A 14,010-nucleotide genomic window follows, 5' to 3' on the forward strand; every position below is an offset into this window, starting at 1 on the left:
TTTGTCTGCCCGTTTCCGCTAAAAATGTAGTGGGGGTACTGGGGAAGTTCTTTTTTTCTGGGAGGACCGACATGGTCGGTACATTGTTAGAGGAGTCTGTCAAAAGCACCTTCATCACCGATGGCGAAAGTTCGCCGGGCGGACGCCCGGTCGACTTCCAGCAGACGATCCCGCGCAATCTCGTGCACCGCGCGGCCGTCTCGGAGGTTTTCGTCACCGATCTCAACATCGTGGGCGAGGGCCAGTTCGAAGTCGGCGCGCAGTGGCCGCGCCGGCACGGCTTCTTCGGCCCGCGCACCCCGGGGTCGCACGACCCCTTGCTGTACGCGGAAACCACCCGCCAGGCGTCGCTGCTGATCGCGCACCGCGCCTACGGCGTTTCGCTCGGCAACGCCTTCATCTCCGACGGCAAGACCAGCTCTATCACCCCCGAAGGGCTGGTCACCGCAGGTCGGCCGATCGACGTGGTGCTGCGGGCGAGCACGCACGACCCGGTGTTCCGCGGCAAGAATCTCGTCGGCATGCGGACGGAGTTCGGCTGCTTCCGCGACGACGAACTGGTCGGCACCGCTTCGGAGACCTGGCGTTGCGTGTCCCCGGCGGTCTACCGCCGGCTGCGCGGCGACCACTTCGCGGCGACGCCGTTCCAGGCCCGCGCGCTGCCCACGGTGGAACCGGTGCTCGTCGGCCGGGACCGCCCGGAGGACGTGCTGGTGGCGGACACCGCGGCCCCGGGCGTCTGGTCGCTGCAGTTCGACCCGGACCACCCGGCGCTGTTCGACCACTCGGTGGACCACGTTCCGGGCATGGTGCTGCTCGAGGGCGCGCGGCAGGCGGCGCTGCTGACGCTCGGCGATCCGCACGCGCTGCCGTTGCGTTCGGATTTCGAGTTCTCCGCCTACGTCGAGTTCGACTCCGAATGCCTGCTGGTGGCGGAGGAACTCGAAGCCGACCCGGACGGATGCCGCGTGGTGCGGGTGGTCCTGGAGCAGAAGGGCCGCGCCGCCGCCACCGGAATCCTGGCGATGCGCAGGTCGTGACTGCCGGCCTGGGAGCGGACAGCCCGGCGGGGGAAATCCTCGTCACCGGAGCGACCGGGTTCATCGGCTCGGAGGTGCTGCGGGCGTTGCTCGCCCGCGGCGCCGCCGTGCGGGTGCTGGCGCGCGGTGCGGTGCCGGAGTGGATCACGCGATCCGGCGCGCGGATCCACCGAGGCGACCTCACCGACGCCGCCGGACTGGCCGGGGCGTGCACGGGCGTCACGACGCTCGTGCACGCCGCGTCCCGGATCGGCGGCACCGAAGAGGAATGCGCCGAGGTCAACGAGCGCGGCACGGCCCGGCTTCTCGCGGAGGCGCACCGCGCGGGCACGCGCCGCATCGTGCACCTCAGCACCTGCGCGGTCTACCGCGACGGCGAGCACCGAGGCGCGCCCGAGGACACGCTCGACCTCGGGCCCGCTTCGGCCACCAGCCGCACCAGGCTGGCCGGGGAGCAGCAGGTCCGCGCCGCGGGCGGGATCGTCCTGCGGCCGCATCTGGTGTACGGCGACGGCGACCGGCACGTGGTCCCGGCGCTGGCGAAATGGCTGCGGGCGGTGCCGGCGTGGGCCGACGGCGGCACGGCGCGGACATCAGTGGTGTCCTCGTGGGATCTCGCCGCCGTGCTCAGTGCTTTCGCGCTGGACCCGGCGCTGGGCGAACCCGGCGAGGTGTTCCACGTGGCCGATCCGGAACCGGTGCGGATGCGCGAGCTGCTCGAAGCCGTCTGCGGCCTGCTCGACCTGCCGGTTCCTCGTGCGGACCTGCCGCTGGACGAACACCGGGCGCGCACGCCGTGGCTCAGCGAGCACCAATGGTCGCTGCTCACCCGGGACCACTGGTATGCCAGCGACAAGGTCTGGAAGGTCACCGGAGTGTCCCCGGGACCGGGCCTGCGCGTCCGGTTGGCCCAATCCCGGAACTGGTATCGGGAAACGCTGGCGATTTCCGATATGGACTGAAGATCGAATTCACGTAAAGTGACCGTACGAATTCATCCGGCGATCGCCGCTCTCTCCGCGGAGTTCATTTCGGTGGCGAGAGCGGCGGGCGCGGCGCGAAGATGATCGTCATGTCCCGACGCGAGCTGGTCGTGCTGGGCTCGGCGAGCCAGACGCCGACCCGGCACCGCAACCACAACGGCTACCTGCTGCGCTTCGACACCGACGGCGTCCTCTTCGATCCGGGCGAGGGCACTCAGCGGCAGATGATGTACGCCGGCGCGACGGCGAGCGAACTCACGCACCTGTGCGTGACCCACTTCCACGGCGACCACAGCCTCGGCCTCGCCGGCATCATCCAGCGGCTTTCCCTGGACGCCGTCGCGCATCCGGTGCGCTGCCACTACCCGGCGTCCGGCCAGGAGTACTTCGACCGGCTGCGGCACTCGACGTCGTTCCACGAACGCGCCGAGCTGGTCCCGCTGCCGATCTCCGCACCGGGCCCGCTGGGCGGCGCGCTGTCGGCATACCCGCTGGAACACCGCATCGACTGCTACGGCTACCGCTACGCCGAACCGGACGGAATCCGGATGCTGCCGGACGCACTCGCCGCCGCGGGCGTCCAAGGCCCTGCAATCCGAAAACTCCAGGCCGGGGGCGTATTGGAGACCCCGCACGGGGTGGTCCGGCTGGAGGAGGTAAGCGTGCCGCGCCGGGGCCAGGTGGTCGCGTTCGTGATGGACACGCGCCTGTGCGCGGGCGCGTTCGCCTGCGCGCGCGAGGCGGACCTGCTGATCGCCGAATCGACCTTCCGCGCCAACGACGCCGACCTGGCCTACCGCTACGGCCACCTGACCAGCACCGACGCCGGTCGGCTAGCCGCCGAGTCGGGTGCCCGGGAGCTGCTGCTGACGCACTTCTCGCAGCGTTATCCGTACGAGGAGGCGGACAGGTTCCGCGACGAGGCGGCGAAGGTATTCGACGGGGAGATCCACGTGGCCCGCGACCTGGACGTGGTGCCGCTGCCTCCGCGCCGGTGAGGAGCTGCGCCCGGGATGTTCCGGTTTCGTGGGTCGACGGCGAGGGGCTGCCGGAAGGCGTTGGCGATCCAGTCGCGTTCGGTCCGCTGCTGTCCGCGCTGCGCGAGGTTGAGATCTCACCGGACCTCGAAGCCGTTCTTCACCGGCCGCGCAGATATGCCAACGGCCTGGGCTGGGCGGAGCTGGCTTCGTCCGCACCGCCGTGACCTGGCTGAATGCACGAGGTTGACGACTCCCCAGAAATTTTTCGGCCGCGCTGTCGGATCGGGTCTCCGGCGTTCGTAGCAGTGGTGAAGCCGCCCGAAAGGGGCGACACCGAAGCGAAGGAACCGCGACCATGAAGCTCACCACCGTGACCCAGTTGACCATCGACGGAGTCGTCCAGGGCAACGGCGGCGCGTCGGAAGAGGACCGCCGGAACGGATTCGAACGCGGCGGCTGGGCGCTGGGCAAGGGCGACCACGACACGCTGGAGTTCATCAACGAGACCTACCAGCGCGCCGACGCTTTCCTGTTCGGCCGTCGCACGTACGACCTGTTCGCGGCCTCGTGGGGAACGATGCGCGCCGAGGACGCCCCCGGCCGGGAGCGCATCCTGCGGGCGCTGAACGACCGGCCGAAGTACGTGGCCTCGGCGTCGCTCACCGAGCCGAAGTGGTCCGGCACCAGCGTCCTGTCCGGCGACTTGGCGGCCGCCGTCGCGGACCTCAAGGCCGAACCGGGCGGCGAACTGCAGGTGCACGGCAGCGGCACCCTGGTCCAGTGGCTGCTGGAACAGGGCCTGGTAGACGAGATGATTTTCCTCGTGATCCCGGTGATCGTCGGACAGGGCAAGCGGCTTTTCCCGGAGAACGGCCCGGATCTGGCACTGGATCTGGTTGAGTCTCGAGTGGACGCCAACGGCGTGACCACCCAGGTCTGGCACCCGGCCGGACGTCCGCAGTACGCGGGCCGCTGACCTCGACAACGACGGGAGACTCGGATGCAGTACCTGATTTCCGTGGTCCACGACCAGCCCACGCACTCCACGCCGGAGGAGGACGCCGCGATCGACGTCTTCAACGAGCGGCTCCAGACCGAAAACCACTGGGTCTTCGCCGGAGGCCTGGCCGCGCCGGAAACCGCGACCGTCATCGACAACCGGGGCGGGGCGGCGATGGTCACCGACGGCCCGTTCCTGGAGTCCAAGGAATACCTGGCCGGATTCTGGGTCATCGAGGCGTCGGACCTCGACGTGGCGCTCAAACTCGCCGCCGAAGGGTCGAAGGCGTGCAACCGCAAGGTCGAGGTCCGGCCGTTCCAGTGAGCGACGTCCGCGAGGCGATCACCCGGGTCCACCGCGAAGAGTGGGCCCGGGTGGTCGCCAGCTTGGCCAAACGCTTCGGCGACCTGGACATCGCCGAAGAAGCCGCCGCCGAATCGTTCGCGACGGCCGTCGAACGCTGGCCTTCCGACGGCGTGCCGCCCAACCCCGGCGCCTGGCTGACCACCACCGCCACCCGCAAAGCGATCGACCGGATCCGCCGCGAAAACAAGCGCGACGACAAACAACGGGAGGCCCAGCCGGTGTACGACGCCGACCCTCCCCACCACATCGACGACGACCGCCTCCGGCTGATCTTCACCTGCTGCCACCCGGCGCTCGCGGAGGAGGCCCGGGTCGCGTTGACGCTGCGCATGGTCGGCGGCCTGACCGTGCCGGAGATCGCGCGGGCCTTCCTGGTCTCGGAAAGCACGATGGGGCAACGGATCACGCGCGCGAAAGCCAAAATCAAGGCCGCCCGCATCCCGTACCGCGTGCCTGACGCCGAAGACCTGCCGACCCGCGTGTCCGGCGTCCTCACCGTCCTTTTTCTGGCCTTCAACGAGGGCTACCTCGCCACTGGCCCGGACACCGATCCGGTGCGCCAGGACCTGACCGCCGAAGCCATCCGGCTGACCCGCCTGATCCGCGCCCTGCTGCCCGACAATGGCGAGGTGACCGGCCTGCTGGCCCTGATGCTCCTCACCGAAGCCCGCCGCCCCGCCCGCGTATCCGCTGCCGGTGAACTAGTCGCTCTGGACGAACAGGACCGTGCTTTGTGGACCCCGGCGCTGATCGCCGAAGGCCACCGCCTGGTCCGCGAACGCCTCGCCGCCGGGGTGGCTCCGGGCCGGTACCAGATTCTGGCCGCGATCAACGCCGTGCACACGTCCGCGCGGGACATGCGCGAGACCGACTGGTCGCAGATTCTGGCCCTGTACGACCAGCTCGTCGACCCGTCGCCGATCGTCGTGCTGAACCGCGCCATCGCGCTCGCCGAACTCGACGGCCCCGAGGCAGCGCTGGCCGTGGTCGACCAGCTTGCGGACCGGTTGGCCGATATCACCCATACCACGCCACTCGCGCCGACCTGCTGCGCCGACTGGACCGAGATTCGGAGGCACGCGCGGCTTACGACCGGGCGATCGAGCTGGCGGGCAACACCGCGGAGACCGCCGCGCTGTCTCGCCGACGCGACGAACTGCGGTAGCCCGCCAGCGGACGCAAAGTCCTTGCCGTACCGGGTTTTCGGTCGCCGAAGCCTGAGCTGTGGGGTACTCTCGAGACATGCTCATCGAGGTGGACAGAGACTAGCCGCCGGGTTCTCGGCGGCCACCGCCGACGCGTGCCCTCGGCCATGACTCTCTCCCACCGAATTCCCTTTTTCGCGCTTTTGGCGTGCGCTCCACTGTGCGCTGGCAGCGAAGGGACCGATGATGCTCAGGAGCACCCATGGAACTGCCACGTCCCCCCTACGATCCAGAACTCGCCGCAGTGCTGCCGACACTCGACGGCCGCGCCCCGGTCGGCATGACCGCGGACCAGCTGCCGTACTACCGAAGCCTCCCTTTCCCCAGTATCGAAGAACAAATCGGCGACCGCCCGGTCCGCTGCGCCCACCACACGATCCCCGGTTACGACGGAGCGCAGATCGAGGTCACCGTTCTGTCGCGCGTAGACCACGAGACGCCCGGCCCCGGCATCTACCACCTCCACGGCGGCGGAATGGTGATGGGAGACCGGTTCGCCGCGGCAGCCCCACTGATCGAATGGGTGTTCAAATACGACGCGGTCGCCGTCACCGTGGAATACCGGTTGGCACCGGAGCATCCGGACCCAGTACCGGTAGAGGACTGCTACGCAGGCCTGCGCTGGACGGCCGCCAACGCGGACGCGCTGCAATTCGACCCCACCCGCCTGCTGATGTTCGGCGGCAGCGGCGGAGGAGGCCTAGCCGCCGGAACGGCCCTGCTGACCCGCGACCGCGGCGGCCCGGCACTGCTCGGCCTACTGCTCCAATGCCCGATGATCGACGACCGCAACGAAACGGTGTCGTCGCGCCAGTACGACGGCACCGGCGTCTGGGACCGGACTAGCAACCTGACCGCATGGACAGCAGTCCTCGGCACCCGCCAGGGAACGGCCGCCGTCTCGCCCTACGCAGCTGCCGCACGCGCAACCGACCTGAGCGGCCTACCGCCAACTTTCATCGACGTCGGCGAGGCAGAGGTCTTCCGAGACGAGGACGTAGCCTTCGCGAGCGCCATCTGGGCCGCCGGAGGCAACGCAGAACTCCACGTCTGGAGCGGTGCCTTCCACGGCTTCTACGACCTCGCCCCAGACTCCTCAGCGGGTGCGGCGTGCGTCGCGGCTCGCGAGTCGTGGCTTGAGCGGCTCTTTGCCCGAGCACGGCGGTAGCAGCGGTGACCTGGTGGCTGTAGCGGTAGCTGGCGAGGGCGACCGGCTCCAGCGTGGTCTCGTCGACCGGGCGGGCGGTCGCGGCGGCGATACTGTCGATCCACGGGGCCAGATTCGCGGCCCACATCCGGGCGTTGCCGAGGACGAATTCTTCCGGACCGGCGTGCCGTCCTGGCTTGTTCGCTGGAGTGGTGCGTTTTCTTGCGAGCCGTGGCTTGAGCGGCTGCTCGCCCGAGCACGGCGGTAGCGGGACGGTGTGCCGTCCTGGCTTGTCCGCTTGGGTGGCGCGTTTCTCGCGAGTCGTGGCTTGAGCGGGTGCTCGCCCGAGCACGCCCGTAGCGGACCGGCGCGCGCCCTGGCCAGCTCGTCGGGGTGGCGCGTTCCTCGCGAAACGTGCTCGGCAGCCGCTATGGGCCGGTGTGTCCGACGACCTCCCGTCGAGGTGCGTGCCTGACCGACGTCACCGCCAACCCCACCAGCCCACAGGTCACCGAGCACTACTCAGCACAGCCTCCAAACCAGAACCTCCTCACCCCAACACAACCTCCAACCACCAGCACGACCAGCTCACCGTCATCCCAAAACCCCAGCACTCACCTCCAATCACACCCGCTCCTAGCCACCCCAAGATCATCCCACCCACCACCGACAATTCCGGGCGGCGTGTCGGCGCCCGGTTGGCCGGAGCCCGCCCGGAGGCGTGACAGACTGCCGGGCGATGTACACGCCGTCTGATCTCGCTGACCTGCTCGAATGCGAGCACCGGAGCATCCTCAAGCAGGCGCTGGCGGCGGGGATACCCGGCGCGCCGCGGCCCACTTCCGCACCCGATCGGCTGGCGGTGAAGCACGGCCGGGCGCACGAGGTGGCCACGCTCGGGCGGTTGCGCAACGAGCGGACGCAGGTCGTCGAGATCGAGGAGCACGATCCGGTCGTCGCGGCGAAGGCGACCGAGGAAGCGTTGCGTGCGGGCGCGCCGGTGATCTACCAGGCGGTGTTCCACGACGGCGAGTTCTCCGGCCGCGCCGATTTCCTCCTGCGCGACGACCAAGGCCGCTACGAGGTCTACGACACGAAACTCGCCCGGCACGCGAAGCCGTCCGCGGTCGTGCAGCTCACCGCGTACGCCGACGCTCTGCGCCGCGCCGGCTGGCCCGCCGGGCCGGAGATGCACCTGCTTCTGGGCGACGGCAGCACGCGCAGCCTCCGCGTCGACGACTTCCTCCCGCTCGTGGACCGGCTCCGCGACCGGCTGCAGGACCGTCCTCCGCAGCTGCCCGACCGCATCTGGGCCGACGAACGTCCGGCGTGCACCGGATGCGCGTTCGCCGACCACTGTTCGTCCGCGCGCGAGGCTGACCGCGACCTGTCGCTGGTCGCCGGGATGCGCAGCGAGCAGCGGCGCAAGCTGGTGACCGCCGGGCTCGGCACCATCGACGCGCTCGCCGCCGCCGAGCCCGCCGACCGTCCGCGCGACATGTCCGAGGGCACGTTCGCCTCGTTGCGCGCGCAGGCCGCGATCCAGGTCCGGCAGGACGAAACCGGTGAGCTGGCCTACGAAATCATCGCCCCGGACGCGCTCGCCGAACTGCCCGAGGCCAGCCCCGGCGACGTCTTCTTCGACATGGAAGGCGACCCGTACGCGTTGGCCGGCACCGGCCTAGAGTACCTCTTCGGCGCGGTCACTCCGGACGAGCGCTTCACCCCGTTCTGGGCACACTCGCGCGCGCAGGAGAAACGAGCGTTCGAGGAGTTCATCGACTTCGCCACCGCACGACTCGCGGAACACCCCGACGCGCACGTCTACCACTACGCGCCGTACGAGGTCACGGCGATCAAGCGGCTCGCCGCGATCCACGGCACGCGGGAGGAAGCCGTGGACGAGTTGCTGCGCAGCGGCGCGATGATCGACCTGTATGCCGTGGTACGCAAGGCTTTGCGAGTAGGACAGCGGTCGTATTCGATCAAGTATTTAGAACCACTGTACATGCCGGAAGCCCGCGCTGGCGAGGTAAAAACGGCGGCGTCGAGCATCGAGGCGTACGAGGATTACCTGACGCTCTCCGCCGCGGGAGACACCGAGCAGGCCGACGAAGTGCTGCGTGGCATCGCGGACTACAATGAGTACGACTGCGTCTCCACCATGCGCCTGCACGAATTCCTGCACCGCGTGCGCGCCGAAGCCGGAATCGAACTGGCTGAGCCGGAGCAAGAGTCCGAAGTGGACGCTCTGCTCCGCCGCACCGAAGAAGAGGAAGCCGCCCAGCGCCGAGCCGAGCGCGCCGCCGCGATGGCAGCGCTGGTCGACCCGCTCCTGGACGGCCTCCCCGAAGACCCCGCGGATTTCACCCCCGACGACCACGCCCGCGCGCTGCTCGCCGCGTCGGTCGGCTACCACCGCCGCGAGACGAACCCGGCGTGGTGGGAGTTCTTCCGCCAGCTGGCCGCGCCGCTCAGCGACCTTGAAGTCGACACGACCTGCGCGGTCCCGGTATCGGTGACTGCGGGCGAATGGGTGCCGCCGTCCGGCCGGTTGCGCACCGCGAAACGCTCGCTGACCGTGAGGTGCGATCCGGACCGGCCGCACCCGTTCGCGCCTGGTGACGACGTGCGATTGCGTTACGGCGCCGAAGCTCGCGACGCGAAAGTCGTGTCCACGACGGCGGTCGAAGTGACCCTGGAGGAGAGCAGCGCGCCGGACCGGACGTCCAACGACCTCCCCGCGGCGGTCCTGCCCGGCAGCCCGGTCCGCCCGTCGCCGAAGGACGAGGCGGTGGCCGATCTCGCCCGGCTGGTCGGGGAAAATCTGCCCGCGCTGCCGTCACACCCCGGCGTCGACCTGCTGCGCCGCATCCCCCGGTTGCGCGGCGGTTTGCCCGAACCGGGGGAAGATTTGGTCGCGACCGTGATCACCGCGGTCGACCGGCTGGACGGTTCCGTGCTCGCCGTCCAAGGCCCGCCGGGAGCCGGAAAGACTTACCTGGCAGGGAAACTCATCGCGCACCTGGTGCGTTCGGGCCGGACCGTCGGCGTCACGTCGAACAGCCACAAAGCGGTTGAGAACGTGCTTTCGGCGGCTATGGAGAACGCGCCGGAGATGGCCTGCGCCAAGCGCGCGAAGCGGACGCCGGACCCGTCGTTGCCTTGGGAACAGCCGAAAAGCAACACGGCGCTGGTACGCTGGCGTGAAGAAAACAACACCGGTCACCTTGTCGGCGGCACGGCCTGGACGTTCGCCAACGCCGCCGTGCGCGAGGAGCCCTTCGACGTTCTCGTGATCGACGAAGCCGGCCAGTTCGCCCTCGCGGACGCGCTGGCGGTGTCGATGTGCGCGAAAAACCTTGTGCTGCTGGGAGATCCGCAGCAACTGCCGCAGGTAGTGCAGGGCACGCACCCGGCCGGAGCGGAGGCGTCGGCGCTGGGCCACCTGATCGGCGAAGCAGACATCATCCCGCCGGAACTGGGCTATTTCCTCGACCTGACGCGCCGCATGCACCCCGAAGTCTGCGCGCCGGTCTCGAACCTGTCGTACGCGGGCTTGCTGCACTCGCATCCCACCGCGAACCGTTCGATCGACGGCTTCCCGTCAGGTCTCTATCTGGCCTCGGTCGAGCATCGCGGGAACACGACGCGTTCCGTGGAAGAAGCCGAGCAGGTGGTCTCGGTGATCAAGTCGCTGCACGGCCGTTCGTGGGAAGGCCGGCCGCTCACGGACGCCGATTTCCTTGTCGTGGCCCCGTATAACCTGCAGGCACGTGTGGTGACGCGTGCCCTGGCCGACGCCGGTTTCGGCGACGTCCGAGTCGGCACCGTCGACCGGTTCCAGGGCCAAGAAGCACCCGTTGTGGTGACGACAATGACGTCCTCGTCGGCGGTAGACTTGCCGAGAGGCCTCGATTTTTTGTTGTCGCGCAACCGCTTGAATGTTGCTCTGTCACGCGCACAGTCCGTCGCGGTCCTGGTGTGCTCCCCGAGGCTGCTCGAAGCCGACATCAGAACGGTGGACCAGATGCGGCTGGTCTCCGGGATGCTCGGGTTGCTGCGTGACGCTCGCGAGTGGATCGGCTGAGCCGGGCGTTCGGTGACGGGTGTGCACGCCTGTGCCGTGGTCGGCTGGGTCGGTCGCTGGTGAAGGGCGAGTGGGCCTGCTTCGCGATGCGTCATTTGGTGACGGGCGTGGGTGCCTGCGCTGTGGTCGCCTGGGTCGGATGCTGGTGAAGGGCGGGTAGGCCTGCCTCGCGATGCGTCGTGTGGTGACGGGTGTGGGTGCCTGCGCTGTGGTCGCCTGGGTCGGATGCTGGTGAAGGGCGGGTAGGCCTGCCTCGCGATGCGTCGTGTGGTGACGGGCGTGGACGCCTGCGTTGTGGTCGCCTGGGTCGGATGCTGGCGAGGGGCGAGTAGGCCTGCCTCGCGATGCGCCATTCGGTGACGGGCGTGGGTGTCTGCGTTGTGGTCGGCTGGGTTGGATGCTGGCGAGGGGCGGGTAGTCCGCGTCGCGATGCGTCGTGTGGCGACAGGCGCGGGTGCCTGTGGTCGGCTGGGTCGGATGCTGGCGAAGGTGGGTGGGCCTGCGTCGCGTGCGATCCCGCGACGGGGACGCGGATGCCTGCGCTGTGATCACCTGGATCGGACGGCGGGCGATGGCATGCACGCGTGCGCGATGCTCGGCTGGGCCCGCGTTTGACGGCAGGCAACGCATGCCTGCGCTGTGGTCGGGCGTCGGTGACGGGCGTGCGTGCCTGCGTTGTGGTCGGCTGCGTCGGGGCCTGTGGTGGCGGGCGCGCATACGTGCGCCGTGGTCGGCCGGGTAACGGGCGTGCGCGCTTGTGCTGCGGTCGGCTGGGTCGGTCGCTGGCGAAGGACGGGTAAACCCGTGCCGCGACGCGTCATTCGGTGACGGGTGCTTATGCCTGCGCCGCGGTCGAGTGGCGGGAGAAGGACGCGTACGCCTGTGCGGCGGTCGGATGGACCGGACGTTTGGCGAAGCACGGGTATGCCTGCTGCGATCGGTTGCATCGGACGCTGGCGAAGGGCGCGTAGCTCTGCGGCGTGATGGCGGCACTCAGCGGGAGCCGCGGGCTGGTGATCAGCGCTGCCGAGCGTCGCGCTCGCCTGCGTCGTGGTGCGGCATTCGGTGACGGGCGCATACGCCTGCGCTGCAATCGGTTCAGTCCGCGGTCACCTGCGCTGGCTGAGCCGGAAGCTCGGCAAGAGCGAGCAATCCCGCACAGCAAGGCGATCACTGTGCGGGATACCCGCCCGGCCGCTCTGGTCGGGAGCCGGTGGCCGGGCGGGTATATGTCCTCGCTCGCGCGACCGTGGGGGAGGGGTGGCGCGGCGAGCGAGGCGGTTTGAGCGCCCCGCGCGTCCGGCTTGCGGGAACCGGAGCGGGGGCGCGGGGTCCCCGTCCGCGCGGGGCACTGGGGGGAGATGCCGCAGCGGACGGGGTGGCTGGGAAAAAACCGGGTGGTTCGGTGCGGACAGTCTCACCGGGACTGTCCGGCAGATCGAAAAGGACGGTTCCTGCGGCGGCGGAAGTGCCGCTGTTCGGGACCACTCTGTCGAGTACAACTCGTTGCGGGCCAAGAACATTCCCGCGGCCGGGGGTGTGCTCCCGCTCCGTCCGGACCGGCTGGGGGTTACCGGCCGGCGGGAGCAGGAGCACCGGATCCCGTTCCGCGTCTGGGGGGAGCAGTCGCGCGGAGCGGGTAGTTATGCGCCGGTACGGGGGCCGCCTCGCGGCGAGTGGCACGACCAGGCTCCGGCCGAACCGGTATTCCTGGAAGGCAGAAGGTGAGGCCCGGGGGCACCTCCGTACCGACACCCTGTACAACGCGTGGACCGCTCGAATGTTCCGGCCCCATCAGGTGATCTGGATCGCCACCAATCGAGTGATCGCAGGAATCAACCAGGTCAGGTAGTGCCGCTGGGCGTTCGGAGCGGGACCGCCAACCTGCCAAAGCCCCACTCAGGAGCACGGTGCCGAGCGATGTCACCCAACAACGAACTTGTTCGTAACGAACATGTTCGTTACCCTAGGTCAAGTCACCCACGGAAGAAACGGAGCAAACCCATGACCATCACCATCGTCGGCGCCGGCCTCGGCGGTCTCAGCCTCGCCCGCGTCCTGCACGTGCACGGCCTCGAAGCCACCGTCTTGGACCTCGACGCCTCCCCGTCCGCCCGCGCGCAGGGCGGCATGCTCGACATCCACGAGGATTCCGGCCAGGTCGCCCTCCGCGCCGCTGGCTTGCACGACGAGTTCCGGACCCTGATCCACCCCGGCGGGCAGGAAGCCCGCGTCTACGACCGCACCGCGGCCCTCCTGTTCTCCGAAGCGGACGACGGCGGCGGCGAGCGGCCAGAGATCGACCGAGGGGTCCTGCGCGACCTCCTTCTCGGCTCGCTGCCAGAGGGAACCGTCCGCTGGGGCGCGAAGGTCATTGCCGCGGAGCCCCTCCCCGGCGGGCGGCATCGGCTCACGCTCGCCGACGGCACGTCCCTCACCACGGACGTGCTCATCGGAGCCGACGGCGCCTGGTCGCGAATCCGGCCGCTGGTTTCGCCGGAAAAACCGGCGTACACCGGGATCTCGTTCGTCGAGGTCGACCTCCTCGACGCCGACACCCGGCACCCGGACGCGGCAGCTCTCCTCGGCGGCGGCATGAGTTTCGCGCTCGGCGAGGACAAGGGGTTCCTCGCGCATCGTGAACCGGACGGCAGCCTGCACGTGTACGCCGCCGTGCGCGTTCCGGAAAGCTGGACCGCGTCCGTCGACTTCACCGATCGGGCCGCCGCCAAGGCCGCCGTGCTGAGCCACTTCGACGGCTGGTCCGACCGGCTCCGCGCCCTGGTCGCGGACGCGGACGGCGACCTGACCCCCCGGCTGATCCACGCGCTCCCCGTCGAGCATTCGTGGCCGCGGGTGCCCGGCGTCACGCTGCTCGGCGATGCCGCGCACCTGATGTCGCCGTTCGCCGGAGAGGGCGCGAACCTCGCCATGCTCGACGGTGCCGAGCTGGGACTCGCGCTTGCTCGGCACCCGGGCGACGTCGAACGCGCGCTCGCCGAGTACGAGGCCGCGTTGTTCCCGCGCAGCGCGAAATCAGCTTCGGAGTCGGCGCAAAGTCTCGAGAGCTGCTTCAACGCGGACGCGCCGGCGGCGTTGCTCGAGCTGTTCGGAGCCTGACGTCCATAGTGGACCTGAGTACGACTTAAGCGGTACCCGGATCGAGCCGTCAAGCCGATCCGGGCCGGGCGGTTCCTCT

The 14,010-nt window shown here is 69.5% G+C and carries 9 protein-coding genes and 1 pseudogene; all 10 read left to right on the top strand.

The features are described 5' to 3' along the window. Positions 1 to 71: 71 nt before the first annotated feature. The 10 genes and pseudogenes from F9C11_RS16090 to F9C11_RS16135 all read left to right on the top strand — a co-directional run bounded on the left by F9C11_RS16090 (position 72) and on the right by F9C11_RS16135 (position 13,931). Complete coding sequence (locus F9C11_RS16090) at positions 72 to 1,040, top strand: ScbA/BarX family gamma-butyrolactone biosynthesis protein (protein WP_409185670.1); 969 nt, start codon at positions 72 to 74, stop codon at positions 1,038 to 1,040. Next, a complete protein-coding gene (locus F9C11_RS16095; protein WP_409185671.1) occupies positions 1,037 to 2,002 on the top strand; it encodes an NAD-dependent epimerase/dehydratase family protein in 966 nt (321 codons plus the stop codon). Before F9C11_RS16090 ends, F9C11_RS16095 begins: the two co-directional genes overlap by 4 nt. A 110-nt stretch (positions 2,003 to 2,112) precedes the next feature. Beyond that, positions 2,113 to 3,021, top strand: a complete 909-nt coding sequence (locus F9C11_RS16100; RefSeq protein WP_409185672.1) for a ribonuclease Z — start codon at positions 2,113 to 2,115, stop codon at positions 3,019 to 3,021. Further along, positions 3,018 to 3,227: a hypothetical protein gene (locus tag F9C11_RS16105; protein ID WP_409185673.1), complete on the top strand. Its 210-nt coding sequence runs from the start codon at positions 3,018 to 3,020 to the stop codon at positions 3,225 to 3,227. Before F9C11_RS16100 ends, F9C11_RS16105 begins: the two co-directional genes overlap by 4 nt. A 131-nt stretch (positions 3,228 to 3,358) precedes the next feature. After that, positions 3,359 to 3,979, top strand: coding sequence for a dihydrofolate reductase family protein (locus F9C11_RS16110; RefSeq protein WP_409185674.1), 621 nt, complete (start codon positions 3,359 to 3,361; stop codon positions 3,977 to 3,979). Between the two features lie 24 nt (positions 3,980 to 4,003). Then, the gene (locus F9C11_RS16115; RefSeq protein WP_409185675.1) at positions 4,004 to 4,327 is read left to right on the top strand and encodes a YciI family protein; all 324 of its coding nucleotides are present in this window, start codon (positions 4,004 to 4,006) and stop codon (positions 4,325 to 4,327) included. Next, positions 4,324 to 5,534: pseudogene (locus F9C11_RS16120) on the top strand (RNA polymerase sigma factor). The gene F9C11_RS16115 and the pseudogene F9C11_RS16120 overlap by 4 nt, the downstream one beginning before the upstream one ends. A 242-nt stretch (positions 5,535 to 5,776) precedes the next feature. Continuing rightward, a complete protein-coding gene (locus F9C11_RS16125) occupies positions 5,777 to 6,742 on the top strand; it encodes an alpha/beta hydrolase (protein WP_409185676.1) in 966 nt (321 codons plus the stop codon). A 718-nt stretch (positions 6,743 to 7,460) separates the two neighbouring features. Then, positions 7,461 to 10,811, top strand: a complete 3,351-nt coding sequence (locus F9C11_RS16130; RefSeq protein ID WP_409185677.1) for a TM0106 family RecB-like putative nuclease — start codon at positions 7,461 to 7,463, stop codon at positions 10,809 to 10,811. 2,004 nt (positions 10,812 to 12,815) lie between these two features. After that, complete coding sequence (locus F9C11_RS16135; RefSeq protein WP_409185678.1) at positions 12,816 to 13,931, top strand: FAD-dependent oxidoreductase; 1,116 nt, start codon at positions 12,816 to 12,818, stop codon at positions 13,929 to 13,931. Positions 13,932 to 14,010 lie beyond the last annotated feature (79 nt).

The organism is Amycolatopsis sp. VS8301801F10, from assembly GCF_046195355.1.
Classification (GTDB): domain Bacteria; phylum Actinomycetota; class Actinomycetes; order Mycobacteriales; family Pseudonocardiaceae; genus Amycolatopsis.

Excerpts from the sequence above, each read along its gene's own strand:
- F9C11_RS16090 (WP_409185670.1), top strand. The coding sequence starts at position 72 with ATGGTCGGTACATTGTTAGAGGAGTCTGTCAAAAGCACCTTCATCACC.
- F9C11_RS16100 (WP_409185672.1), top strand. The coding sequence starts at position 2,113 with ATGTCCCGACGCGAGCTGGTCGTGCTGGGCTCGGCGAGCCAGACGCCG.
- F9C11_RS16110 (WP_409185674.1), top strand. The coding sequence starts at position 3,359 with ATGAAGCTCACCACCGTGACCCAGTTGACCATCGACGGAGTCGTCCAG.
- F9C11_RS16115 (WP_409185675.1), top strand. The coding sequence starts at position 4,004 with ATGCAGTACCTGATTTCCGTGGTCCACGACCAGCCCACGCACTCCACG.
- F9C11_RS16125 (WP_409185676.1), top strand. The coding sequence starts at position 5,777 with ATGGAACTGCCACGTCCCCCCTACGATCCAGAACTCGCCGCAGTGCTG.
- F9C11_RS16130 (WP_409185677.1), top strand. The coding sequence starts at position 7,461 with ATGTACACGCCGTCTGATCTCGCTGACCTGCTCGAATGCGAGCACCGG.
- F9C11_RS16135 (WP_409185678.1), top strand. The coding sequence starts at position 12,816 with ATGACCATCACCATCGTCGGCGCCGGCCTCGGCGGTCTCAGCCTCGCC.